Annotated in this window: 24 protein-coding genes and 2 pseudogenes; 18 read left to right on the top strand and 8 right to left on the bottom strand. The window is 60.0% G+C overall.

The window, feature by feature from the left end; translation table 11 throughout:
• Window positions 1–224, top strand: a pseudogene (locus SOP97_RS06915) (group II intron reverse transcriptase/maturase); the annotation flags it as partial.
• Window positions 225–315: 91 nt separating this feature from the next.
• Here SOP97_RS06915 and fabB read toward each other — a convergent pair.
• From fabB to SOP97_RS06890, 5 genes are all read right to left on the bottom strand, one after another.
• Complete coding sequence (fabB, locus tag SOP97_RS06910) at window positions 316–1,536, bottom strand: beta-ketoacyl-ACP synthase I (protein ID WP_322948732.1); 1,221 nt, start codon at window positions 1,534–1,536, stop codon at window positions 316–318.
• A 12-nt stretch (window positions 1,537–1,548) separates the two neighbouring features.
• Entirely contained in the window at window positions 1,549–2,064 is a 516-nt protein-coding gene (gene fabA, locus SOP97_RS06905) for a 3-hydroxyacyl-[acyl-carrier-protein] dehydratase FabA (RefSeq protein WP_274088616.1), read from the bottom strand.
• A gap of 179 nt (window positions 2,065–2,243) precedes the next feature.
• Window positions 2,244–4,187: an ATP-binding protein gene (locus SOP97_RS06900; protein WP_322948731.1), complete on the bottom strand. Its 1,944-nt coding sequence runs from the start codon at window positions 4,185–4,187 to the stop codon at window positions 2,244–2,246.
• Complete coding sequence (locus SOP97_RS06895; RefSeq protein ID WP_322948730.1) at window positions 4,184–5,065, bottom strand: ABC transporter substrate-binding protein; 882 nt, start codon at window positions 5,063–5,065, stop codon at window positions 4,184–4,186. Before SOP97_RS06895 ends, SOP97_RS06900 begins: the two co-directional genes overlap by 4 nt.
• Before the next feature lie 38 nt (window positions 5,066–5,103).
• The gene (locus SOP97_RS06890) at window positions 5,104–7,260 is read right to left on the bottom strand and encodes a TonB-dependent receptor plug domain-containing protein (protein WP_322948729.1); all 2,157 of its coding nucleotides are present in this window, start codon (window positions 7,258–7,260) and stop codon (window positions 5,104–5,106) included.
• A 120-nt stretch (window positions 7,261–7,380) separates the two neighbouring features.
• Here SOP97_RS06890 and SOP97_RS06885 point away from each other — a divergent pair, with 120 nt between their 5' ends.
• The 10 genes from SOP97_RS06885 (at window position 7,381) to SOP97_RS06840 (ending at window position 16,063) form a co-directional block, all read left to right on the top strand.
• Complete coding sequence (locus SOP97_RS06885; protein ID WP_322948728.1) at window positions 7,381–8,403, top strand: NAD(P)H-dependent glycerol-3-phosphate dehydrogenase; 1,023 nt, start codon at window positions 7,381–7,383, stop codon at window positions 8,401–8,403.
• Window positions 8,404–8,435: 32 nt separating this feature from the next.
• Window positions 8,436–8,783 (top strand): DUF4389 domain-containing protein, encoded by a 348-nt coding sequence (locus SOP97_RS06880; RefSeq protein ID WP_322948727.1) that lies wholly within the window; start codon window positions 8,436–8,438, stop codon window positions 8,781–8,783.
• A 25-nt stretch (window positions 8,784–8,808) separates the two neighbouring features.
• Window positions 8,809–9,273 carry a phosphohistidine phosphatase SixA gene (gene sixA / locus SOP97_RS06875; protein ID WP_322948726.1) on the top strand — a complete coding sequence of 155 codons (465 nt, stop codon included), beginning with the start codon at window positions 8,809–8,811 and terminating at the stop codon, window positions 9,271–9,273.
• Between the two features lie 114 nt (window positions 9,274–9,387).
• Entirely contained in the window at window positions 9,388–11,055 is a 1,668-nt protein-coding gene (locus SOP97_RS06870) for an AMP-binding protein (RefSeq protein WP_322948725.1), read from the top strand.
• Between the two features lie 64 nt (window positions 11,056–11,119).
• Window positions 11,120–11,566 (top strand): hotdog fold thioesterase, encoded by a 447-nt coding sequence (locus tag SOP97_RS06865; RefSeq protein ID WP_322948724.1) that lies wholly within the window; start codon window positions 11,120–11,122, stop codon window positions 11,564–11,566.
• Between the two features lie 143 nt (window positions 11,567–11,709).
• Window positions 11,710–12,519, top strand: coding sequence for an alpha/beta fold hydrolase (locus SOP97_RS06860; protein ID WP_322948723.1), 810 nt, complete (start codon window positions 11,710–11,712; stop codon window positions 12,517–12,519).
• Window positions 12,516–13,379 (top strand): alpha/beta fold hydrolase, encoded by an 864-nt coding sequence (locus SOP97_RS06855; RefSeq protein ID WP_322948722.1) that lies wholly within the window; start codon window positions 12,516–12,518, stop codon window positions 13,377–13,379. The genes SOP97_RS06860 and SOP97_RS06855 overlap by 4 nt, the downstream gene beginning before the upstream one ends.
• Before the next feature lie 50 nt (window positions 13,380–13,429).
• On the top strand, window positions 13,430–14,092 hold the full coding sequence (locus SOP97_RS06850; protein ID WP_322948721.1) for a glutathione S-transferase family protein: 663 nt from the start codon (window positions 13,430–13,432) through the stop codon (window positions 14,090–14,092).
• Window positions 14,089–14,901 (top strand): DUF4892 domain-containing protein, encoded by an 813-nt coding sequence (locus SOP97_RS06845; RefSeq protein WP_322948720.1) that lies wholly within the window; start codon window positions 14,089–14,091, stop codon window positions 14,899–14,901. The genes SOP97_RS06850 and SOP97_RS06845 overlap by 4 nt, the downstream gene beginning before the upstream one ends.
• Before the next feature lie 88 nt (window positions 14,902–14,989).
• Window positions 14,990–16,063, top strand: a complete 1,074-nt coding sequence (locus SOP97_RS06840) for an AI-2E family transporter (protein WP_274088603.1) — start codon at window positions 14,990–14,992, stop codon at window positions 16,061–16,063.
• Window positions 16,064–16,074: 11 nt separating this feature from the next.
• Here SOP97_RS06840 and SOP97_RS06835 read toward each other — a convergent pair whose 3' ends face one another.
• Complete coding sequence (locus SOP97_RS06835; protein ID WP_322948719.1) at window positions 16,075–17,100, bottom strand: patatin-like phospholipase family protein; 1,026 nt, start codon at window positions 17,098–17,100, stop codon at window positions 16,075–16,077.
• 231 nt (window positions 17,101–17,331) lie between these two features.
• Here SOP97_RS06835 and SOP97_RS06830 point away from each other — a divergent pair, with 231 nt between their 5' ends.
• From SOP97_RS06830 to SOP97_RS06800, 7 genes are all read left to right on the top strand, one after another.
• On the top strand, window positions 17,332–17,610 hold the full coding sequence (locus tag SOP97_RS06830) for a hypothetical protein (RefSeq protein WP_274088601.1): 279 nt from the start codon (window positions 17,332–17,334) through the stop codon (window positions 17,608–17,610).
• Window positions 17,610–18,218 carry a flavin reductase family protein gene (locus SOP97_RS06825; protein WP_322948718.1) on the top strand — a complete coding sequence of 203 codons (609 nt, stop codon included), beginning with the start codon at window positions 17,610–17,612 and terminating at the stop codon, window positions 18,216–18,218. Before SOP97_RS06830 ends, SOP97_RS06825 begins: the two co-directional genes overlap by 1 nt.
• A 98-nt stretch (window positions 18,219–18,316) precedes the next feature.
• A complete protein-coding gene (locus tag SOP97_RS06820) occupies window positions 18,317–19,234 on the top strand; it encodes an AAA family ATPase (RefSeq protein ID WP_274088599.1) in 918 nt (305 codons plus the stop codon).
• Window positions 19,231–20,187 (top strand): DUF58 domain-containing protein, encoded by a 957-nt coding sequence (locus SOP97_RS06815; RefSeq protein ID WP_322948717.1) that lies wholly within the window; start codon window positions 19,231–19,233, stop codon window positions 20,185–20,187. Before SOP97_RS06820 ends, SOP97_RS06815 begins: the two co-directional genes overlap by 4 nt.
• Entirely contained in the window at window positions 20,184–22,178 is a 1,995-nt protein-coding gene (locus tag SOP97_RS06810; RefSeq protein WP_322948716.1) for a transglutaminase TgpA family protein, read from the top strand. Before SOP97_RS06815 ends, SOP97_RS06810 begins: the two co-directional genes overlap by 4 nt.
• A gap of 67 nt (window positions 22,179–22,245) precedes the next feature.
• A complete protein-coding gene (locus SOP97_RS06805) occupies window positions 22,246–23,019 on the top strand; it encodes a CHAD domain-containing protein (RefSeq protein WP_322948715.1) in 774 nt (257 codons plus the stop codon).
• 98 nt (window positions 23,020–23,117) lie between these two features.
• Complete coding sequence (locus SOP97_RS06800) at window positions 23,118–23,915, top strand: acyl-CoA thioesterase (protein WP_322948714.1); 798 nt, start codon at window positions 23,118–23,120, stop codon at window positions 23,913–23,915.
• A gap of 17 nt (window positions 23,916–23,932) precedes the next feature.
• On the opposite strand, the gene SOP97_RS20355 is transcribed toward SOP97_RS06800, so the two are convergent.
• Together SOP97_RS20355 and SOP97_RS20350 are read right to left on the bottom strand one after the other, a co-directional pair.
• Window positions 23,933–24,688 carry a methyl-accepting chemotaxis protein gene (locus SOP97_RS20355; protein ID WP_411912039.1) on the bottom strand — a complete coding sequence of 252 codons (756 nt, stop codon included), beginning with the start codon at window positions 24,686–24,688 and terminating at the stop codon, window positions 23,933–23,935.
• A gap of 114 nt (window positions 24,689–24,802) precedes the next feature.
• Window positions 24,803–24,961 (bottom strand): annotated as a pseudogene (locus tag SOP97_RS20350) (HAMP domain-containing protein); the annotation flags it as partial.
• Between the last annotated feature and the right edge of the window lie 23 nt (window positions 24,962–24,984).

Raw genomic sequence — 24,984 nt, 5'->3', positions numbered from 1 at the left:
GTGTCATCTGGCGGCAATGGAAGCAGCCCTCTACGAGGGCGCGCAACCTGATGCGCCTGGGATTGAGCGAGGAGCGTGCCTGCAAGTCGGCCTTCAATGGCCGAGGCCCGTGGTGGAACTCAGGAGCGCCGCATATGAATCAGGCGCTGCCGAAGAAGCTATGGGACAGACTTGGACTGGTCTCGATACTGGATACGATCAATCGGCTTAACCGCATGGCCTGAACCGCCGTGTACGGAACCGTACGCACGGTGGTGTGGGAGGACGGCGGCCGTGAGGCCGCCTCCTACCCGATCAGCAAACAAACGATTGGACTTACTTACCAGCCCAGCGCTTGAGTACCAGTGTCGCGTTGGTGCCACCGAAACCGAAGCTGTTGCTCATCACGGTATCGAGCTTGGCGTTCTCAACGGTGCTGCGCTGAATCGGCAGGTCGGCGATTTCCGGGTCGACTTCGTCAATGTTGACCGAACCAGCAATGAAGTTGCCTTCCATCATCAGCATGCAGTAGATCGCTTCCTGCACGCCGGCAGCGCCCAAGGAGTGACCGGACAGGCTCTTGGTCGAGCTGATGGCTGGCGCCTTGGCACCGAACACTTCGCGCACTGCACGGCTTTCCGCGACGTCACCGACTGGAGTCGAGGTGCCGTGGGTGTTCAGGTAGTCGATTGGCGTATCAACGGTGGCCAGGGCCTGTTGCATACAGCGAATTGCACCTTCGCCGCTCGGGGCAACCATGTCGTAGCCATCGGAGGTTGCGCCGTAACCGATGATCTCCGCATAGATCTTGGCACCACGCTTGAGGGCGTGTTCCAGTTCTTCGACCACCACCATGCCGCCACCGCCGGCGATGACGAAACCGTCACGCTTGGCGTCGTAGGCACGCGAGGCTTTTTCCGGAGTTTCGTTGTACTGGGTGGAGAGGGCGCCCATGGCGTCGAACAGGAAGCTCTGGCTCCAATGCTCTTCTTCACCGCCGCCGGCAAATACGATGTCTTGCTTGCCCAGTTGGATCTGCTCCATGGCATTGCCGATGCAATGCGCGCTGGTGGCGCAGGCCGAGGATATCGAGTAATTGACACCCTTGATCTTGAACGGTGTGGCCAGGCAGGCGGACACAGTGCTGCCCATGGTGCGCGGTACGCGATACGGGCCAACGCGCTTGACGCCTTTCTCGCGCAGGATGTCCATGGCCTCCATCTGGTTGAAGGTGGACGCGCCGCCGGAACCTGCAATCAAACCCACGCGTGGGTTAGAGATGTCTTCGGCGCTGAGCCCGGCATCCGCAATGGCCTGCTGCATAGACAGGTAGGCAAAGGCGGCCGCATCACCCATAAAGCGATAGACCTTGCGGTCGATCAGCTCTTCCAGGTTGAGGTCAACCGAGCCGGAGACCTGGCTGCGCAAGCCCATTTCGGCATACGCCGGGTTGAAACGGATGCCGGACTTGCCTGTGCGCAGGCTGGCAGAGACGGTGGCTTTGTCATTGCCTAGGCAGGAAACGATGCCTAGGCCGGTAATTACGACGCGACGCATGCAGAGAGTCCTTTAGAAATTGTCGGTGGAGGTGAACAGGCCGACCCGCAGGCCCTCGGCACTGTAAATTTCGCGGCCATCGACGCTGACGGTGCCATCGGCAATAGCCAGGACCAGAGAGCGGGCAATGGTGCGTTTGATATGAATGTTGTAAGTAACTTTCTTGGCAGTCGGCAGAACCTGGCCGAAGAATTTCACTTCACCCGAACCGAGGGCGCGGCCACGGCCGGGGTTGCCCTGCCAGCCGAGGTGGAAACCCACCAGTTGCCACATGGCATCGAGGCCCAGGCAGCCTGGCATGACCGGATCACCTTCGAAATGACAGGCGAAGAACCACAGGTCTGGAGTGATATCGAGCTCGGCGACTATTTCGCCCTTGCCGTACTTGCCGCCTGTGTCGCTGATATGGGTGATGCGATCGATCATCAGCATGTTCGGCGCGGGCAGTTGCGCATTACCTGGGCCGAACAGTTCGCCGCGACTGCAGCGCAACAGGTCTTCCCGGGTGAAGGCGTTTTGTTTGGTCATGCGAGCTCCTCAATATGTCCCATGCGCCAAGGCTGGGCGAATCGTCCTGGCTGGCGGCGCAGTCTGTCTGCTGCGCCTACCGATAGCCTAGTCATAGACTGTTGCGTTGTGGTGAAAGTCACAGCTTTGTGAGTACAGTTGTACTCCGCTCTGAAGGCCTGTCATAGCGCACATGCGCGTTAGCCTGCAGCAGTTCGATCTTCTTGACTACCCGTCGAAGGGCGAGGGGGCAGCCAGCGTTGCAGTATTCGCTGCAAGTCTGCCCGCTTGAAAGGCTTAGCCAGGTAGTCGTTCATGCCGCAATTCAGGCAGGCTTCGCGGTCGCCCTGTAGGGCATTGGCGGTAAGGGCGATAATCGGTAGCTGCGCGCAGTCAGGCAGTTGGCGGATCTGTCGCGTGGCTTCGTAGCCGTCCATGATGGGCAGCCGGCAGTCCATCAGAATGGCCGCGTAACGGTGCTGGCTGACGTTATGAACGGCCTGTGCACCATCAGCCACCAAGCTAACCTGGTAGCCCAAGCTGCGCAGCATGGATTCGATCACGGTTTGGTTGACCGGGTTATCTTCAACTAATAACACCGACTGACCGCTGCCCTGATCCGATAACTGTGGGTTTCCGCTGGTCGCTGGTGCGACTTGCTGAGAAAAAGGCAGGGGCACCTCCAGGGTAAAAACCGAGCCCTGACCTTCCACGCTGGTAGCCCGCAGCGTGCCGCCCATGCGCTCTACCAGCGTGCGTGCGATAGGCAAGCCCAGGCCTGTGCCACCGTAACGTCTTGAAATAGAAGTGTCGGCCTGCTGGAAGGCATTGAACATGTGCTCCAGACGCTCGGGAGGGATGCCAATACCACTGTCATGCACCGCGCAACTGAACCACAGCACTTGGTTATCCAGCGCTTGCCAGCTGCAGTGCACGCGAATGCTGCCATTCTCGGTGAATTTCAGGGCATTACCGATCAGGTTGACCAGGATTTGCCGCATACGCGTTGGGTCACCCCAAACCTGCAATTGCTCAAGGCCGCTCTGCGCATCGAGGAGTAATTGCAGGCCGCGCTGCTGCGCGCTGTGCTGGAACACCTGAATTGAGCTTTGTAGCAGGGCCTGCAAGCTGAAAGGGATGTGCTCGAGTTCCAATGAGCCGCGTTCAATGCGTGAAAAATCGAGAATGTCGTTGATGACCTTGAGGAGGTGTTCGGTGGATTCAGTGGCCAGGGCAGCATATTCCGCCTGCTCCTGGGTCATCTCGGTGGTTTCCAGTAACTGCAACATCCCTAGCACGCCGTTCATGGGGGTGCGCAGCTCGTGGCTCATCATGGCCAAGAAGTCGGATTTTGCGCGGTTAGCCAGCTCGGATTGCTCGCGCGCTTGAATCAGCAGGGTCATAGCCCGTTGCTGTTCTTCACTGGCGTTGGCGAGGCCATGGGCGAGGTTGTTGATATGCCGTGCCAAGGCCTGCAGTTCACCTTCGCCAACCTCCGGCAGGATGGTCTGGTAATTTCCTGCTTGAATCGCACTGACAGCATCGCCCATGGCGCTGAGAGGTTGCGACAGGTGGCGGGCCAGGCGGCGAGCAAGAATAAAGGTCAGCGCCAGGGCAAACAGCGCGAGTAGAGCGGCCTTGAAGAGGATTTCCTGCTGGCGCGTGTTAAACGCGTCGCTGCTGATACCGACGACCACGCGGCCCAGATAGTCATTCGCGAGAGGCGCAGTATTGGTGTTTTCACTGTGCATAAAGTCTGCGTTGAGGGTGACCTTCTGCAACAAAATCGGCGCCTCGAAGACGCTAACTGCTGCATGAGAGGTGGTATCAGCGCTGGGCTGTTCGACGTAAATAAGAATGCGGTCGTTGTGGTCGCGCACTTCGAGAAAGCGCACGTGCGGGGTTTGCAAGGTGACCCCAAGCAGCGATTTGAGCACCGTCAGATTACCGGAGATAACCCCGTACTCGGTGGCTGGAGCCAGTTGGCTGGCGATCAGCTGGCCCGTCTGCTTGAGCTCCAGTTGCAGTTCCTGAAGGCGGGTGAAGGTAAAGAAACCGGTCAACAGAAGGGTCAAGAGCAGTGCCGGCCCGACGCTGATGAGCTGGGTGCGGGTATGGATATTCCAATGGCGGGGCAGCTTCATGGCTGTTCTCCTTCTGCGAGCTTCTGCGCCAGTGATTCGTTGCTGGGCAATTCAATTGCCAGTGAGCGTGCGACCTGGGGGTTGCTGGTGACTTTGAAATGACCGGGGTAGCTGTACTTTGGCCATCTATCTGGCGATTGATTGAGGATGTCCTCAAGGCTGTCCAGCCAGTCGCTTTGGTCGCTGTACGTACTTGCCAAACTGCCGGCCTGGACGAAGCTGGCGCTAGGGCCAATCACCGGTCGCTGATGGGTGTAGCTGGTGAGCAGTAGATTTTTCACGGTGAGCGAATTGAACAGGCTGGTGTCGTTGATCCCCAGCAGTAAGTCGCTGTGCGACAGCAGGTAGAGCAGCGGCCGGCTGTCGCGCGTATCAGGCCAGCGCCGGGTCACGAGCCGCATGTCTTGCTCCGTCGCAGCCTGCCGGTACTCTTCGAGAAGAAAGGCACTGTCAGCATCAAATAACAGTCCGGCGCGCTTCGCTGCGGGTAGCAGCAAGCGCGCCAGGCGCATTTGCCGCTGCGGTGAAGGGTCGCTCCAGAGCAGGCTTAGTTGAGCGGGTAGGGTTGCCGGCAGGTCTCGGGCTTGTATGCGGCTGATGCGCATGCCCAGGCTGGGCGGCCCTGCTGGATCGGTTAGGCGCCAGTCCAGTGCGGGTCTGTCGAGCAATATCAGGCGGTTTGTGTCGGGCAGTTGTGAGGGCGCAGGCAGCTTGTTCAGGGCGACAAAGCTGACTTGGTCATGTGGCCTGCGCTGCTGCAGCTCGTTGACGAATCCCTGAATAGCGGGATTGCCTGCAGTGCTGCTGAAAATGATTTCAGCCGCCCAGGCGGGCAGCGCTATCAGCAGGCAGCAGTAGAGCAATATCAGGCGGCTCATCCATTGGCCTCGCTAGCAATCCTTGGCAGTTTGCTCATTTAAAAGTCCAGCTGAGCGCTGACAGACATTAGGCGGCGCTCGTCATAGAGATTCTCGCGCCAGGTCAGGGCTTCATCATCCAGGCGCTGTTGCACCATCAGCGCCAGTTCCAGATCACTTTTACCCAGGTTAAAACGCTTGGCTATACGCAAGTCGGCGCGCTCGAAACGGCGCTCGTTGAGTAGGTCCGCGCCGTAGTAAAACAGGCTGCTTGACCAGCCGTGGCCCCATTCGTGTAACCAGCCTGCCGAGCCGCTGTAGCGAGCGGTTAAGCGTCGGTAGGATTTTTCAGACGTCTCGAAATCCACATAGGCATAGGTCAGGCGCAAGCGATCTGAGGAGGTGAATGTCCAGTCGATTTCGGTTTCCGCGCCGCGCAGCCACATGTAGTTTTCATTGTTCTGGCTGAACTCCTTGATATCCAGGGGCTCGGCAATCATCTGATGGATTTCGTCGTTGAACAGCTTGATGTCGATCTGTAAGCCGAAGTCGAATTGGCCGTTATAGCCGATCTCCCGCGAGCGCATGATCTCCTGCTGCAGGTCGCCGGGCCCTTGTGCCGTGGCAAAGTAGTAAGCCGAGGTATTGCCATTAAGGCTTGGAGACAGGTTCTCCATTCGGTAGGCCCAGTTGACGTTGTTTTCCTGCATGTCCGGCGAGCGGATTGCTTCGGAGTAGACAAAGCGCAGGCCATGACGCGGAGTGATCAAGTAGTTGAGGGCGATGCGCGAGGTCAGCGAGCTACCGCTCAGGCTGTCGTCCTCATGCATGGCGCCACCCTGCAGGACGAAATGTTCGCTCAAGTGCCATTCCAGATGGCCAAACAGGCGCCAGATTTCATTATCCAGGCTGCCTTGAAAATAGCTTTGTGAGTTGCTGCTGTCCTTGCGGTAGCTGAGGCCGCTGAGCAGGCGCAAATCATCGTTCAGGCTCAGGGTGTCCTGCAGCTCAAAGTCGTAGCGGGTTTCGTTGATGTTGTTATTGATGTCGCCGCATACCGGCGCCTGCAGGGCGCCTCCATCTTTATAAAAGTTAGTGCCAATAGTTGTGGCCAGCAGCCCTGCAGATGCGGGTATCTGTTTGCCATCTCTGAGTAGCCGGGCAACTGTATCGAGCAGATCCGGATCAAGCTTTTGCAGCGCTGCCACTTCAGGCGTGAAGGCCAGCGCCAAATCGCAGGTGCGCCATTCCTGGGTGCGTTCCCAGCGCTGCGCATAGGCCTGTAGTTGCAGGTTATGTGTGCTGCTGGTGTCCATGCTCCAGCGCATCGACGCGGAATAGTCGCGCGCCTCGATGTCCTTGTTGCTGTCGCCATTGGGGACGACGCCTTTGACCAGGGCCTCCTTATCGGAATAGAAGTTTTTTTGGTTGCTGCCTTCTTTGGCGGCCAGTTGCCAGTCGAGGATTTGGCTGTCGTCCAGCGTATGGGTGGCGCTGAGCTGCATGCGCGTGCTGCGGCGGCTGTCGCGGTAGGGCTGGTCTTCATCGGTGTGGTCAAAGCCACTGTCTTGCTGGCCGGAAAGAGAAAGGCGGAAATCACCGTTACCGCTGCTGAACCCCTGGCTGCCATACCAATCATCAATACCACGTTGGCCGTGGATGTATTTCAGTCGCGTGCCATGGCTATTGGCGGGGTTGCGTGTGGTGATGCTGATTACCCCAGTCAGGGCATTGGCGCCGTAGCTAACGGTGTTAGGGCCGCGAAAGACTTCGATGCGCTCAATATCTTCTATGGCCACTGGCAGGTCGGTCCAATCAACGGTGGCCAGGCCCGGTCGGTAGACTGAGCGGCCATCGATCAGCACCTGCATGCGCCGGGCTGAATCAACCTGACCGCCGTGGTAGTTGACCGTTATTTCATTGCCTTTGACATAACCAACCATCATGCCTGGCACTAAACGCATCAGCTCGGGAATATCGCGCGCACCACTGGCATCGATCAGTGCGCGGTCAATCACTGACACGCTGCCCGGCACCGCTGCAGGCGACTGCTTCAAACGCGTCGCGCTGAGAATTTCAGGCAGCGCTTGGCCTTGGCCGAAGAGGTCTTCGGCGACCACCAGTGTGGGGGGCAGCAAGCTCAGTGCGCCGATCAGTGACGCCAGGGGGGAGGTGTTAGCCACGCAAACGCTCGGATGGTATGCAAAGGCCAGCATGTTAACCGAGGCATTAGGCTTTTGCAGTGGCCGCAGTCAATGGCATAAATTGGTCGCGCGGGCTGCGCACCGTATAATGCGCTCGTTTTGCCACTTTCAATGGTTCACCACGGATGCGTTATGACAAATCAGCAACCCATCGCAGTGCTTGGCGGCGGTAGCTTCGGCACTGCAATTGCTAATTTGCTGGCGGAAAATGGCCAGCACGTCCTGCACTGGATGCGCGACCCCGAGCAGGCTCAAGCGATTCGACTGACCCGTGAAAACCCACGTTACCTCAAAGGCATCAAAATTCACCTCGGCGTGGAGCCTGTTACCGATCTCGCCGCGGCATTGAGCGCCAGCCAGTTGGTTTTTGTCGCGTTGCCTTCCAGCGCCCTGCGTCAAGTCTTGCAGCCGGTGGCGGCGCAGCTGGCAGGTAAGCTGCTGGTGAGCACCACCAAGGGTGTCGAGGCGCAGAGCTTTTTGTTGATGAGCCAGATTCTCGAAGACATCGCCCCGCAGGCACGCATCGGCGTGTTGTCGGGGCCGAACCTGGCCCGTGAAGTGGCCGAACATGCGCTGACGGCTTCAGTCGTGGCCAGTGAGGACGAAGACCTTTGCCAGCAGGTTCAGGCTGCGCTGCATGGCCGAACCTTCCGTGTGTATGCCAGTGCCGACCGTTTTGGCGTTGAGCTGGGCGGTGCACTGAAAAATGTCTACGCGATCATCGCCGGCATGGCAGCCGCCATGGGCATGGGCGAAAACACCAAGAGCATGCTGATTACCCGTGCGCTGGCGGAAATGACCCGCTTTGCCGTCAAGTTGGGTGCTAACCCCATGACCTTCCTCGGCCTGGCTGGCGTGGGTGACCTGATCGTGACCTGCTCATCCGCTAAAAGCCGTAATTACCAAGTCGGCTTTGCCCTCGGCGAAGGCTTGAGCCTGGAGGATGCAGTTGAGCGTTTGGGCGAAGTGGCGGAGGGCGTCAACACCATTAAGGTGCTGAAGGCCAAAGCCGAGGAGCTGGATGTCTACATGCCGCTGGTGGCGGGTCTGCATGCGATTGTGTTTGAGGGCCGAACGTTGGATCAGGTCATTGGTGCGCTGATGAACGCAGAACCCAAGACTGATGTCGATTTTATTCCAACCACTGGTTTCTGAGTTTTATCGTTAAAACCTGCAAGGAGATGAGCATGAGTGATGGCAATCAGGAACTGCAGCGCGAATCGATTCTGCTGCGCATTTTGTGGATGGTGATTTTCACCATCGTCTGGCAGCTGGCGGAAATACTCTTGGGCGCCGTGGTGCTGCTGCAACTAGGTTATCGCCTGTTCTACGGTGCGCCAAACGCTGGCCTGCTAGGTTTTGGCGACAGCCTGAGCCAGTACCTGGCGCAGATAGGTCGCTTTGGCACCTTTAACAGTGATGAAAAGCCCTGGCCGTTCGCCGACTGGCCAACCCCGCAGGCACCGCAGGGCGAAAGCCCGCACAGCATCCCGCCGGCCGCACACCCGGTGCGTGATGAAGAGCCCAAGTTGTGAAAAACCGCGCAGTGGGGGCAGAGCGATGAAGCTGTGGCTGCTGCGTCACGGTGAAGCCGAGCCGACTGCGCGTACTGATGCCGAGCGCAACCTCACGGCCCATGGCCTGCGACAGGTACGTGAGGCGGCTGGGCTTCTGCAAGGCCGTCCATTGCAAGCAGTACTGGTCAGCCCTTATCTCCGCGCTCAGCAAACGGCCGATGTGCTGTGTGAGGCGCTGGGGTTTAGCGGCAGTCGAGTAACCGTGCCCTGGCTGACGCCAGACAGTGATCTGCGCCAAACCCTGCGTGAGCTTGATGGTTATGCGCTGCAGGAGTTGCTGCTGGTGACCCATCAACCGCTGGTAGGCGCTCTGGCGGGGCTGTTGCTACACGGCCATCGTCAGCAACCCCTGGCAATGAATACCGCCAGCCTGGCGTTGCTTGAGGGCGATGCTCTGCTCGCTGGGCTGATGATATTGTCTGCTCACAAGCACCCCGCGCCGATCTGAAGCGGCACTACACACCGAAACATTTCTCCTCTTGCGGGTCGCCTTTGTGCGTGGAATAGTCCAACCAAGCAATTGCTTGGTTGGCTCCACAAAAATAACAAAGGAGGAAGCCCTGTGGCTGAAGAAATCCGATTGCCGCTTGAAGTGTTCTATGAGCGTGAGGCTCGGCACCCGAATAAACCATACATGGTGCAGCCGCTGCCGGGCGGTCAGCTGCTGGAGCTGAGCTGGGCCGATGTTGGCGAGCAGGCGCGCCGTGCGGCTAACTGGTTGCGCAGCCGCGAACTGGAACCGGGCAGCCGTATTGCGATCATTTCCAAGAACTGTGCGCATTGGATCGTTGCTGACCTGGCAATCTGGATGGCCGGCCACGTCTCGGTGCCGCTGTACCCCAACCTCACAGCGGAATCAGTCGGCCAGGTGCTGCGTCACTCCGAGGCGGCGCTGGTCTTCGTCGGTAAGCTGGATGACTGGCCGGGCATGGCGCCGGGCGTGCCGGAGGATATTCCGACCATCGGCCTGCCACTGCGTCCGCAGGGCGAGTTCAGCTTTATCTGGGATGACTTGCAGGCCTGCACACCGATTCAGGATAACCCCACGCCAGCCGCCAATCAGCTCGCCACCATCATCTATACATCCGGTACCACCGGCACACCGAAAGGGGTGATGCACCATTTTAGTAACTTCGGTTTTGCCGCCAGTCACGCCACCGAGCTGTTCGGCGTAGGCGAAAATGACCGAGTACTGTCTTACCTGCCGCTGTGTCACGTAGCCGAGCGCATGTTTGTTGAGCTGGCGTCGATCTACGCCGGGCAGACGATCTTCTTCGCCGAGAGCCTGGATACCTTTCTCGAAGACCTTAAGCGCGCGCGGCCGACCGTGATGTTCGGCGTGCCACGCATCTGGACCAAATTCCAGATGGGCGTTTACAGCAAGATGCCGGCGGAGAAACTGGATTTTCTACTCAAACTGCCCATTGTCGGCCGTATTGTCGGCAAAAAAGTACTGGTCGGTCTGGGGCTGGATGCGGTGCGTTATGCGCTTTCTGGCGCTGCCCCGGTGCCTGAGGCGCTGCTAAACTGGTACAAACGCCTGGGCCTGGATGTGCTGGAGGTCTACGGCATGACCGAGAACTGTGGTTATTCACATGTCTGTCGGCCGGGCAAGTTCCAGCAGGGCTGGATCGGGCAGAACAGCCCAGGTGTTGAGGTGCGGATCGCTGAAGATGGCGAGGTGCTGGTGCGCAGTGGTGCGACCATGCAGGGCTATTACAAAGACCCGGAAAAAACCGCAGAAACCATGACCGCCGATGGCTACCTGCGCACCGGCGACAAAGGTGAACAGGATGCCCAGGGCAACCTGCGCCTGACCGGGCGCATCAAGGAAATCTTCAAAACCAGCAAAGGCAAATACGTTGCGCCGGCACCGATCGAGAACCGCCTAGGTGAACATTCGCGCATTGAGCAGGTGTGTGTGGTGGGCGATGGCATGACTCAGCCCATGGCTTTATGCGTGCTCTCCGATGTGGGGCGCAATGAAGCCGTTAATGGTGGTCGCGGCGAGCTGCAAAGCAGCCTGGAAGCGCTGCTGGTGCAGGTCAACCAGAACCTCGACAAGCATGAGCGGCTGCAGCGTTTGGTCCTGGTTAAGGACGTCTGGGCGGTGGACAACGGCTTCCTTACGCCAACCCTGAAAATCAAACGTGCGGTTGTGGAAGGCGCCTACGCTGAACGCTTTGGCGAGTGGACCGAACGCAGCGAAGCCGTGCTTTGGCACGAGTGATCACGCGCGTGGCCGGCGTGTCTGCCAGCCACGTTCTCAAGGTACCTACCGTTAAGGACTGTTTATGGCCCTCTGGCAGCAATCCCCCAACCTCGAACAGCTCAATGCGATTCTGAAAAACACCATCGGCGAGCAATTGGATATCCGCTTCGAGTCGTTTGATGACGAGTCGATTACCGCGAGCATGGTGGTCGACGCACGCACTCATCAGCCCTACGGCCTACTGCATGGCGGCGCCTCCGTGGTACTCGCGGAAACCCTCGGTTCCACCGCCAGCCACCTGTGCATCGACAGCAGCAAGTTCTACTGCGTCGGTCTGGAGGTCAATGCCAACCACCTGCGCGGCCTGCGCAGTGGTCGGGTCACTGCGGTGGCGCGGCCGGTGCATCTGGGGCGCACCACCCACGTCTGGGACATTCGCTTGAGTGGTGAAGATGGCAAAGCCAGCTGTATTTCTCGGCTGACCATGGCCATCATGCCGCTGGGTGAAAACGCTCCTGCTCAACGCTAAGCAGGCACGCCGTCAGTGCGACTGCGGCTGACGGGCCTCCCATCAGCGTTGACGACAGTGCCGTCATTCACTGGCCGTTTTGTCATTGCTGCCTGGCGAACACTGCCGGACAATCAGTCCAATTTCCCTGATAAGCCCCTGCCATGACTCAGTCTGTGTTCTTCGCCCATGCCAACGGCTTCCCCTCGGCCACCTACGGCAAGTTGTTTAGCGCGCTGGCACCTGATTACCCAGTGCAGCACCTTGACCAGCATGGCCATGACCCGCGCTTTCCGGTGAATGACAACTGGAGCAATTTGGTCGATGAGCTGATTCATCATCTTGAAGCCAATCAGCAACCGGTATGGGGCGTCGGGCATTCATTGGGCGGCGTGCTGCATTACCACGCCGCCTTGCTGCGACCTGAGTTGTACCGTGGGGTGGTGATGCTCGATTCCCCAGTGCTGACCCTGGCCGACAAGCTCGTAATCCGTGCGGCCAAACGCTTTGGTTTTATTGACCGCATTACTCCCGCCGGACGCACCCTGGGCCGGCGTGAGGAGTTTGTCGATCTGGCCGAAGCGCGCGGCTATTTCGCCACCAAGAGTCTGTTCCGCCGCTTTGATCCCGAATGTCTGGATGCTTATGTCCAGCATGGCCTGCAGGCGAGCACGAATAGCCTGCGTCTGCGCTTTGATCCCGCCACGGAAATCAGCATTTATCGCAGCGTGCCGCACACCAGCCCTGGGCGCCCGCAGCAGCTGCAAGTACCGCTGGCCATGGTGCGTGGACGGCACAGCCGAGTGGTCATGCCGCACCACACGCACCTGGTGCGGCGTGTGCCGAAAGGTGAGTACCTGACGCTGCCGGGCGGCCATATGTTTCCACTTGAGCGCCCGCAGGACACCGCAGAGCTGCTGAAAAAACTCTTCCAGCGCTGGTCCGGCCAGCCCACAAATGAGCAAAGCGCATGAGCCTGAATTTCGAAGAGGTGCGCCTGCGCCTACCGCACATTGAATTAGCCGCCCATCTGTATGGCCCTGAAGATGGCCAGCCAGTGATCGCCTTGCACGGCTGGCTGGATAACGCCGCAAGCTTTGCCCGGCTGGCCCCTTTGTTGCCTGGGATGCGCATTGTGGCCCTGGACTTTGCCGGGCACGGCCATTCCGATCACCGGCCGCCCGGCGGCAGTTATGCCATCTGGGATTATGCCTACGACGTGCTGCAGGTCGCCGAGCAGTTCGGCTGGCAACGCTTTGCTCTGCTGGGGCACTCGATGGGCGCGATTGTCTCGGTGCTGCTGGCGGCGGCCATGCCGGAGCGTATCGAGCGCCTGGCGCTGATCGATGGGCTGATTCCTTACACTGGTGAAGCAGACAGCGCGCCGCACAAGCTCGGTGAAGCGCTTAAGGCGCAGCTGGCGCTGGCCGGTAAGCGTAAACCGGTATACGGCGAATTTTCCCGCGCGGTTGAAGCACGCATGCGTGGCGTTGGCGCGGTTAGCCGTGAGGCGGCCGAGCTGCTCGCCCAGCGTGGCCTGATGCCGGTGCCCGGCGGGTACACCTGGCGTACCGACAGCCGTTTGACCCTGCCATCGCCGCTGCGCCTGACCCATGCCCACGCCCTGGCATTTGCGCGCAGCCTGCAGTGCCCGACTAAGTTGGTGATGGCGCAGCAAGGGATGTTGCTGGCGCAACCGGATATCAATGCGTTGCTTGCGGGGCTGGCTGTCGAGGTGGCGCAATTGCCTGGCGGCCATCATCTGCACCTGGATGACGACGTAGGCGCGGGCTTGGTAGCAGACTGTTTCAAAGCTTTCCTGGGCGCGGCTTGACTTGCTGAAGGCAACTGGGGAAAGGTGTGGCGATAGCCACGGAGATTCGCATGATCGACCTGTATACCGCCGCCACCCCCAACGGCCATAAAGCGTCCATCGCACTGGAAGAGCTGCAGCTGCCGTATAACGTGCAGGCATTGAGTTTCGACAAGCAGGAGCAGAAGGCTGAGGCCTTCCTCAAGATCAATCCCAATGGTCGCATTCCGGCGATTGTTGACCGCGACAACGATGATTTCGCGGTGTTCGAGTCCGGCGCCATTCTGTTGTACCTGGCCGAGAAAACCGGTCAATTGCTGCCCAGCGATGCCAAAGGGCGCTCGCGGGTGATTCAGTGGTTGATGTTCCAGATGGGTGGCGTCGGCCCGATGCAGGGGCAGGCCAATGTGTTCTTCCGCTATTTCCCGGAAAAACTGCAAGGTCCCATTGACCGCTACCAGCGTGAGACACGTCGTCTGTATGAGGTGCTCGATACGCGCTTGAGTGAAGCGCAGTATCTCGCGGATGACTACAGCATCGCTGATATCGCCACCTATCCCTGGGTGCGGATCCACGACTGGGCTGGGGTCTCGGTCGACGGGCTGCCGCATTTGCAGCGCTGGATGGCTGAACTGGCCGAACGCCCAGCGGTGCAGCGCGGCTTGTTGGTTCCGCCGCGCGAAGAAGATGGCGACAAGATTGTCAAAGCCGCCCAGTCGATGTTGATCAAATGAGCCGGCTTAATACTTACTGCCTCGGCCTAAGCCTGCTGCTGGCCAGTGTCGTTGCGAGCGCAGATGTGCCGGGCAGTCATGACCTTGAGGTGCTGCCGCGTTTTGCCGGGAGCACGATTGTCAGCTTCAAGGATGTGGCTGAGCAGGAGCGCATCTACCCGCAAGGCTCGATACGGCGCATCAGTGGCACCTTGCGCTACGAGCGCGAAGTCGCCGCTCAAGGCCATCTAACCGCTGTGACCTATGAGTTGCCGCGCACCCATTCGGCTAATGAGGTGTTCGCCAATGCCCGCGAAGCCCTGCAAGCGCAAGATGCTGAGCTGCTGTACTGGTGCGTGGGCCGTGAGTGCGGCTCAAGCAGCCTGTGGGCGAACGCGGTATTCGACAACACCAAGCTGACGGGTGCGGATGACGAGCAAACCTATGCCTTGATGCGCCTGGCTGAACCCCGCCAAGACAGCCTGTTGGCGTTGTACAGCATCACCCGCGGCAACAAACGCGCCTATCTGCATGCCGAATTACTCACGGCCAATGCGGCACTGGGTGAGGTCTTGCCATCCCCAGCGACGCTGCAGCGCCAGCTGAAAAGCACCGGTGAACTGCGCCTGGCCAAACAGGTCGAACCCAGCGCGGCGTGGGCTGAATTACTGGCGCGTAGCCTGCGGCTCGACAGTACTTTGCGTGTAAGCATCAGCGGTGCCCAGGCTGAAGCCTGGCGTGAAGCGCTCGTTGCACAACGTGTACGTGCCAGCCGTCTGGAGTTGGGTGAGCCTGATGTCAGCGGTGTACAACTTAACGTGCTGCGTTAGAACCTGAGTGGCGTAGGCTTGTCGCACTAAAACCTTCCGGCTCTGCCCTTATGGCAGAGCCTTTTTTGTTGTGCAGGGAGCAGGGCGAATGGCCAATAACGATCGGCTGCTGGTGCAGATACTGCTGCTTTTCTTATTAGGCGCGAGCCTATGGGTGTTGGCGCCGTTCTGGTCGGCGCTGTTTTGGGCCGCGGTGCTGTCGTTTGCCAGCTGGCCGGTGATGCGCGTGCTGACGCGTTTGCTCGGCGGGCGTCAGGCGTTGGCGGCGGGGCTGCTGACGCTGGTTTGGACCGTGGTGGTTGCCGTACCGCTGGTCATGCTTGGGTTCAACCTGGCGGATCACATCAAGGATGTCACCGCCTTGCTCAAGGGCTTTCAGGTCGAAGGATTACCGCCGGCGCCTGTTTGGCTGGCCGGCGTACCGCTGGTGGGGGACCGCCTGGTGAGTTTCTGGCTGACCATCGACCAACAGGGCGCCGCGTTTTTCGCCACGCTACGGCCTTATCTCGGGCAGGTGGGTAACTGGCTACTGGCACGCAGTGCGCAGATTGGCGGTGGCATGTTGGAGCTGGCGCTGAGTTTGATTCTGGTGTTCTTTTTCTACCGTGATGGGCCGCGCCTTGCCGCATTTGCTCAAAGCCTGTTGCAGCGTTTGATTGGTGATCGCGCCGACCACTACTTGGAACTCGTGGCCGGCACGGTGCAGCGGGTGGTTAACGGGGTGATCGGTACGGCCACCGCGCAGGCCATTCTGGCTTGGGTTGGCTTTACCATTGCGGGAGTGCCCGGTGCGTTGGTGTTGGGGATGATGACCTTCGGCTTCAGCCTGATCATGGTGCCACCACTGATCTGGGGCCCCGCTGTGGCCTGGTTGTTCTGGCAGGGCGAAGTCGGCATGGGCATCTTCCTGCTGATTTGGGGCGTCTTTGTGATCAGCGGCGTCGACAACATCCTCAAACCTTACCTGATCAGCCGCGGCGGCAACTTGCCGTTGATTGTGGTGCTGCTTGGGGTGTTTGGCGGCATCCTGGCGTTTGGCTTTATGGGCCTGTTCCTTGGCCCAACGTTGCTGGCAGTGGCCTACAGCCTGCTGAGTGACTGGGTAGGAACTCCCGTTTCGAGCACCAGCAGTGCTGAGCCTGCCGAGCCGCCGCGCAGTTAGCTGCTCAGTGGCTAGCGCTCACCGCGCTCGTATTTATCCAGCGTGTCGCTGGCTATCTGCCGGCCGAGCATGATCAGCTCCGGGGCCTTGTAGAACTCAAAGAAACGGCAGACCCGCTTGGGCACGTTGATCAGGATGTCCGGCGGGTAGCCGGCAATCTTGTACTGTGCCAATGAAGTCTGCATGACCTCAAAACTTTGGTTGATCAACTCAAGCAGCGAGGCAGGGCCGCTGAGATCGGCAACTCGCGAGCCGCTGGCGGATTTTGGTGCGGCGGGCTTGTTCAAGCTGCTTCGGGCATTCTGCTGCCAAGGATTCATGGCTTCCGGTTGCACGCTGCTGTCGCGCTCTTCGAGCAAGAGCATTTCGTCATCTTCGCCGTGTTTGCGTTTGAACGAAGGCAGGTGCGAGCCCAATGAACTCATCAGCAGGTCGAAACGCCCTTTGAGTGCAGGTGTGCGCTCGATTATCGGCAGCTCGTACTGGCGCTGATTATTCGAGTTGAGGTTTACCGCGACAATCAAATCGCAGTGGCTCGACACCACCGGCACGATGGGCAGTGGGTTAAGCAGGCTGCCATCGACCAGCATGCGATTGCCCTGAATCACCGGGGTGAACAAGCTGGGAATTGCCGCAGAAGCACGCATGGCCTGGTGCAGGCAGCCTTCCTGAAACCAGACTTCCTGCTGATTGGTGAGGTCGGTGGCCACAGCAGTAAAGGGGATCGACAGGTTTTCGATGTCGATCTCACCGACCATTTCGCGAATCTTGCCGAAGACTTTTTCGCCGCGAATCGCCCCCAGGCTAAAACTCACATCGAGCAGGCGTAATACGTCCAGATAATCCAGGCTTTGCGTCCATTCACGGTATTCATTGAGCTTGCCGGCGGCGTAAATCCCGCCGACCACCGCCCCCATGGAGCAGCCGGCAATGCAGGCAATTTCATAGCCACGGGCTTCCAACTCTTCGATGACACCGATATGCGCATAACCACGCGCACCTCCGGAACCCAATACCAGCGCAATACGCTTACTCATCAGCCTGTCCTCCGTAACTCGTTATGCAGTGAACATACGCGCGGTAGAGCGCGCCGCCAAGGCGCGATTTGCTAGTATCCACGGCATTCACGCGTGAGTGCCGGTTGCATGAGGTGTGGGCACTTTTATCTGTTTTGTGCGTCTGAAAGGCTGTGTGAAAGCGTGGCGATCAGGTGTGGCTAAGCGTCCTGATACGCAAGCAAAGTATGTCTCTCTTCCTGGAGTTAGCTGATGAAACTGTGGATTGTGTTGCCTATGGTGTTGCTGGTGCTCAGCGGCTGCGCCGGAAAAACCGCTTATCGCGACAGCTGTGCCAACCAGTTAGATGCCGCCTGGCGTGAACTGGACCTGGCCAAGGCCGAGGGTTTTGCCGGCACCGTGAGTTATTCCAAAGCCTTGTCGCTGCTGACCGCGGCGAAAACCCAGCAGCAATTTGAAGCCTACGAAGGCTGCACAGCGAAGTCTGAGCGGGCGCGTTTCTACATCCGTGAATCGCGAGCGGGGCGCTAATGCAGCTTAATTTCAGCACCCTTGAACCGCTTGACCGTTACCGCTGGTTAGCCTCGACCATCACGCCGCGGCCGATTGCCTGGGTCTCCAGCCTGTCGGCAGACGGGATCAGTAACCTGGCGCCGTTCAGTTTTTTTACCGTGATCAGTGATGACCCCGCGACCCTCTTGATTAACGTCAATCACCGGGGCGATGGCAGCCTGAAAGACACCTTGCTGAATGTGCAGGCCAGTGGCGAGCTGGTGATTCAGCTGGTGTCCTTCGAGCAAGCCGAGGCGATGAACGCCAGCGCGGCGCTATTGCCTCACGCCATCAGCGAATTCGAACACTGTGGCATCGCCAGCCTGCCGTCGGTGCAGGTGAAGCCGCCGCGGGTGGCCGGGGCAGCGGTGGCTCTTGAGTGCCGCTTGGTTGAGGCCATGCCTTACCCAAAGGCGGCACCTAACTGCCACCTGTTGTTTGCCGAAGTGCTGTTGGCGCATATCGATGAGCGCGTGCTCAATGAGCAGGGCCGCATTGATGCCGGCAAGCTCGACCTGATAGGCCGTCTCGGCGGCGCGGCCTACTCACGCACCACCGAGCGCTTTGATCTAAAACGGCCGTCCTGAGCTGTTTGCGTCACAAGTTCGTCAGTAAAGGTTTCCAGTGGCTATGCCCTGGCCGCGTCGCGCAGTAGCATCCTCCGCTAGCCTTTAAGGAGTGGTTCATGCGCGCCAAACTGGAAACTGTGCTGCAGACGGTCAATCACGTGCTCTTGGGCAAGGAGCCGCAGGTACGCCTGGCGCTGACTTGCCTGTTAGCCCAAGGCCACTTGTTGATTGAGGACTTGCCCGGTATGGGTAAAACCACCCTCAGCCATGCCCTGGCCAAGGTGCTGGGGCTGAGTTTTCAGCGTATCCAGTTCACCTCTGACCTGCTGCCGGGGGACATCCTTGGCACCTCGGTGTTCGACAAGGACACTGGGCAGTTCATCTTCCATCCAGGCCCGATCTTTGCCGAGCTGGTGCTGGCCGATGAGATCAACCGTGCTACGCCGAAAAGCCAGAGCGCATTGCTCGAAGCTATGGAGGAGGGCCAGGTGACCATCGAGGGCGCAACCCGACCGTTGCCTGAACCGTTTTTTGTCATTGCCACGCAAAACCCGGTGAGCCAGGGCGGCACCTTTGCCTTGCCCGAGTCGCAGCTGGACCGCTTTCTCATGCGCTTGTCGCTAGGCTACCCCGGCAAAGCAGCAGAAAAAGCCCTGTTGCTTGGTGATTCGCGGCGTTCCTTGTTACCCAGTTTGCCAGCGCTGCTGGATCACGCTGAATTGGCGCTGATTCAGGCTGAAGTGCCGAAGGTGCGCGCCAGCGATGCGTTGGTCGATTATGTGCTGCGTCTGGTCGATGCTACCCGCACCCAGCCGCAATTTGCCTGGGGCCTGTCCCCGCGGGCCAGCCTGGCATTGCTCGCCGCGGCGCGGGCTTGGGCGTTTCTCGCCGGGCGTGATTATGTGATTCCGGAAGATGTGCAGGCGGTGTTGCCTTCGGTGGTCGGCCATCGCCTGCGTGAACGTGCCGACCCGGCCGGGCATGGGGCGGGTAGTTTGGTGCAGTGGCTGCTGCGTGAGGTGCCGGCGCTTTGATCGCTCAGCTCAGGCCACGCTGGAATCGCTGGCTGACTCGGCGCATTCCGCCCGCCGCCAGTGTGCGGCTCAACCAACGGCGGATTTTTATCATCCCCAGCCGGGTCGGCGCGGCCTTTATCTCGGCGTTACTGTTGATGTTGCTGGCCGCAATCAATTACCAGAACAGCCTGGCTTACGCCCTGACGTTTTTGTTGGGCTCGGTGTTTGTTGTCGCCATTCTGCATACCTACCGCAACCTGGCCGGGCTGATCATCAAGGCCGGCAGCACCCCGGCGGTGTTTGTCGGCGAGCCCGCCGGTTTTCGCGTGCGCCTGGAAAGCAGTCAGCGGCCGCATCAGGCGGTCAGCCTGGGTTGGCCGCCGGCCGAGTTGCAGACCCTGGACGTGCCGGCTCAAGGCGTGAGCGAGTGTCAGTTGAGCCTGCCCGCGTTGCAGCGCGGCTGGCTGCGGCCAGGCCGTTTGCGCGTCGAAAGCCGTTTTCCGCTGGGGATTTTGGTGGCTTGGAGTTGGCTCGATCTGGATCAGCGTGTATTGGTCTATCCGCGTCCCTTGCCGGGTGAGTTGCCGCTGTCCGCCGGGGCCAGTGACGATCAGGACGAGGAGGGCAGTCGTGCCCATGGCCAGGGTGTCGATGATTACCAAGGGCTGAAAAACTATCAGCCCGGTGATTCCAAACGGCGCCTGCACTGGAAGGCCTATTCCAGAGGCCAGGGCCTGTTGGTCAAGGATTTTGCTTCGATCAGCGGACGCGATCTGCATCTGGATTTCGACGCCATGGCCGGTGATGTTGAAACGCGCTTGTCATTACTCTGCCATTGGGTGCTGCAATTGGCCGAGCGCCAGCAGCCATTTGCCCTGAGTTTGCCGGGCCAGCTGTTGAGCGCCGACAGCGGCGAGTTGCATCGTGATGCCTGCTTGCGCGCGCTGGCGCTGTTTGGCCGTGCGTCATGAGCCGAGTCATGACAATTCCCCGGGTCAGCCTGACGTGGCTGCTGGTGGCACAGCTGCTGGTAATTATTCCGCACCTAAGCCATTTGCCGTTGTGGATCATCGGCCTGTGGTTGGGCAGTGCGGCTTGGCGGATTCAGATATTCCGCATGCGCGCGCGCTACCCGAATGCCTGGGCCAAAGGCGCGTTGATGCTGGCGGCAGCTGTGGGGGTGTTTGTGTCCCGCGGCAGCCTGGTCGGACTGGATGCCGGGGTGGTGCTGCTGATCGCCGCGTTTGTGCTCAAGCTGCTGGAAATGCGCACGCGGCGTGATGCGCTGGTGCTGATCTTCCTCGGCTTCTTCGTGGTGGTCACCGCCTACCTGTTCGATGACAGCATGCTGATGGCCTTTTACAGCCTGTTGCCGGTGACCGCCTTGCTTGCCGCGCTGATTGGCCTGCAGCAGAGCAGCCTGGCCGCCCAACCGTGGCCAACCGCGCGCCTGGCTGGCAGCCTGATGCTGCAAGCGCTGCCGGTGATGCTGCTGCTGTTTATATTCTTCCCGCGCATGGGGCCGCTCTGGTCGTTGCCGGTGCCCAACGACAAGGCCACTACCGGCCTGTCAGACAGCATGGCGCCGGCGGATATTGCCGACCTCAGTCGCTCCGCCGCGTTGGCGTTTCGCGCCAGTTTCGACGGTGCAACGCCGCCACGCAGTGAGCTGTATTGGCGTGCCTTGACCCTGGATCGCTTCGATGGGCGGCGCTGGTCACAATCCGATTACGCCGAGTTTGCTCCCGGTGCGCAGTGGCAGAAGCGCGGTGAGGCGTTGAACTACAGCATCGTTATGCAACCGAGCGGGCAGCGCTGGCTGTTCGCCCTGGATGTGGCGCAAACCAATCTAGAACAGACGCGGCTGATGAGTGATTTTCGCCTGCAGCGTCGGCAGCCGGTGGATCGCTCGTTGATCTATCAGGTCAGCTCCTGGCCGCAAGCGTTGCGGGAACCGCAGTTGGCTGCTGGGCTCATGCACCGGGCCTTGCAGCTGCCTGCGCAAGGCGAACCGCGCAGTCGCGCCTGGGCTGAGAAGCTCAAGCGCGACTATCCGCAGCCAGAGCAACTGGTGCAGGCGCTACTCAGCCACTTCAACCGTGAGCCCTATGCCTACACCCTGCGTCCGCCCGCGCTGGGGGTGAACAATATCGATGACTTTTTGTTCGAAACGCGCAGCGGCTTCTGCGCTCACTATGCCGGCGCGATGACCTTTGTGCTGCGCGCGGCTGGGATTCCGGCGCGGGTGGTAGCGGGCTATCAAGGCGGCGAGTTCAACCCGGCGGGCAACTACGTGCAGGTGCGGCAATTCGATGCCCATGCCTGGGTCGAGTATTGGCAGGCAGGACGTGGCTGGGTCAGTGTCGATCCAACCTTTCAGGTGGCGCCCGAGCGGATCGACCAAGGCCTTGAGGAAGCCCTGGCCGGTGAGCAGAGTTTTCTCGAAGACTCGCCCTTTTCGCCACTGCGCTATCGCAATCTCAGTTGGCTGAATGAGCTGCGCCTGGCTTGGGACAATGTGAATTACGGCTGGCAGCGTTGGGTACTGGGCTACCAGAGCCAGCAGCAGTTGGAGTTTCTGCAGCGCTGGTTGGGCCGGGTCGATGCCCAGTCACTGGTCATCGGCTTGGTCGGTGGTGGTGGCGTGCTGCTGGGTATGCTCGCGCTCTGGCTGTTCAAACCCTGGCAGCGAGAGCGCGATGTGCAACAGCGCTTGTTCCGCCGTTTCGAGGGGCTGCTGGCGCGTCATGGTGTACCGCGACATCCCGGCGAAGGCCCGCGAGACTATGCCGCTAGGGCATGCTTACTGTTACCTGAGCAGGCGCAGGCGATTGCAGAGTTTGCGGCGGCATTCGAGGCGCAGCGCTATGCCGGTCAACTGCTCAGTGCGGTGCAGCTGCGTCAGCGTCTAAAGGCACTGCGCCGGGCATTACCGTGGCGATTTACCCGTGCGCAGCCCTAGCGGTTGAGCACTTGTGGCAAATCAATAAGCGCATAAGCTGGGGGCACGATTTCACAGGAGTGAGGCGATGCAAGGCTTGATGGGTGAGATACAGCAGCACGTTGTGCGCACACAGGTTCGCCTGTTTGCCTGCCGTGAGCGGCTGCAGGCGGACACAGACAGTGAGGCGCTGCATGATCTGCGCATTGCCTTGCGTCAACTGCGCAGCCTGTTGCGGCCGCTAACGGCACTGACGGCCTGCGCGGACCTGCAACAGCGTGCGGCCGAGCTGGGCCGCTTGACGGGGCCGCTGCGTGACCTTGAGGTGCTGCACGGTTATTTGCATGAGCAAGGGCTCAGCATGGCCGCGCAGGCGCGCCAGCCATTGTTGCGTCAGGGCTATAGCGCGCTACTGAGCAGTGCAGCGCTGACACAGCTAATGAGCGCCCTGGATGAGTGGCCGCAGCAGTGGCGAGAAGCGGCCGGCAGCGCAGAGCTGCGTGGCCTGCATAGGTTGATTGGTAAGCGCTTGCGCAAGGATCGCCAACGTTTGCTGCAGGCGTTGCATGATCCGGCCCATGACCGTCACCGCCTGCGCTTGCTGGTCAAACGGCTGCGCTATGCGGCTGAGGCTTATCCGCAATTGAGCGATTTATCCAGGCGCACGCGCATGCATTTGAAACAGGCCCAGTCCGCACTGGGTGATTGGCACGACCACTGGCAGTGGTTGCTACGCGCCGAGAGCGAGGCCGATTTACAGCCGTGCGTGCCCGCTTGGCGCGCAGCCATGCAGCAAGCTGAGCAAGAGGCTGATCTGGCCTTAGTGCAATTGGCTAAGGCCTTTGCCCGCGTGAAGGGCTGATCAGCCGATATACCTTCGGCTTATTTGGCTGAAATGGCGTGCCAATCTCCCCTGTCTTTGTCCTAAGATCACCGACATCTTTAGTGATTGAGGTGGTTATGGTCTTTTCCGAGTTACTTCAAGCCGTGCGCGACAACCCGCAGGCCGTGCATATTCCCGCGCAATGGGGGCAGGGTCGCGCCAGCTTTGGCGGCCTGGTGGCGGCGTTGGTGTACGAAGCCATGCGTGCTCAGGTGCCCGATGGTCGGCCGCCACGCTCTCTGGCGATCACTTTTGTCGGCCCTGCTGCGCCGGATGTACCCATCAGTTTTAGCGTGGAAGTGCTGCGTGAAGGCAAGGCCGTCAGCCAGGTGCTGGGCCGGGCCGTACAGGATGGTCAGGTGGTGACCATCGTGCAGGGTAGTTTCGGCGCCGGGCGTGATTCACGTATTGCGGTCCAAGCCGAGCCGGCCCCGCAGGCCAAACCGGTCGATGAGTGCCAAGAACTGCCCTATATCCCCAACGTAACCCCAGAATTTACCCGTCATCTGGCCATGCGCTGGGCCTTTGGTGGCATGCCGTTTAGCGGTAACTCATCGCGGGAGATGGGCGGCTGGGTGCGTTTGCGCGATCAATCCCGCATCGAGGCGGCCGATGAAGCCCATTTGCTGGCCCTGGTTGATGCCTGGCCGCCTGCGGTGCTGCCGCATCTGACTGCACCGGCACCCGGCAGCTCGCTGACGTGGACCATTGAGTTCGTGCAGCCCATGAGCACGTTGAGCACAGCGGATTGGTGCCTGTATCGCGCGCAGATCGAGCACGCTCGCGATGGTTACGGGCATGTGGCTGCAGCGTTATGGTCGCCAACAGGGGAGCTGTTGGCGATCAGTCGCCAGACCGTGGCAGTGTTTGCCTAGGCCGCGTTAAGCACGCTCTAGAGCTTGAGCTGGCGAATAGCGGTATTTAGCTCGCCCGCCAGGTTGGCCAGGTCGGCACTGGTGACGGCCGACTGGCCGGTACGACTGACGGTTTGTTCGGTTACATCGCGAATGCGGATCACCGCGCGGTTCATCTCTTCGGCCACCTGGCTCTGTTGTTCAGCCGCGACGGCGATTTGCGTATTGCTTTCCCGCATGTGCGCCACTGACTCGGTGATAGCGGCCAGCGCCTGACCTGCTTCATCGGCTTGTTTGACGCACTCATCGGCCTTGATCGAGCTGTCCTGCATAAAGTCCACGGCATCACGGGTGCCACTTTGCAGGGTGTTGATCATCTGAGTGATGAGGTCGGTGGAGTCCTGTACGCGCTTGGCCAGGTTGCGGACTTCATCGGCGACCACGGCAAAGCCTCGACCCATTTCGCCTGCGCGGGCCGCTTCGATTGCGGCATTAAGAGCAAGCAGGTTGGTTTGTTCGGCGATGCCATGAATTTCACTGACCACGCCGCCGATCTTCTGGCTGTCGGCAGCCAGTTGTTCGATCATCTGCGCGGTTTGCTGCACGCCGCTGGACAGCCCGGAAATGGACAGCGCCACGCGGTTGACGACCTGCTGACCGCTACGGGTCAGTTGCTCGGCGGTTTTCGATTGATCGCGGGTGTCAGCGGTGTGCTCGGCAATATGGTGAACCGTGGCGGACATTTCGTTGATGGCCGTGGCGGCCTGTTCGGTTTCGCTTTGCTGCTCCAGCATGCCGTGGCGCACATCACGCATATTGCCGGCCAGGCGTTCGGCGCCTTCATCCAGCTGCGCTGCCGACTGCGCAACAATGCCCACCACACGCTGATAACCGGCTTGCATGGCATTGAACGCGCTGGCCATTTGGCCCACTTCGTCACGGCAGTCGAGTGGTACGCGGGCGCTCAGGTCGCCGCTTTTCTCGACCTGTAGCATCACGTCCTTGAGGGTGTTTAGGTGGCTAAGGAGGAAGCGAATCAATAATTGCGACGCAGCCAGCAACAACATCATTAACAGCGCGACGACCCCGG

This window comes from Pseudomonas spirodelae, from assembly GCF_034653255.1.
Taxonomy (GTDB): domain Bacteria; phylum Pseudomonadota; class Gammaproteobacteria; order Pseudomonadales; family Pseudomonadaceae; genus Aquipseudomonas; species Aquipseudomonas spirodelae.
Note: the sequence above shows the minus strand (reverse complement) of the source record. Positions and strands in the feature narration are given on the sequence as shown.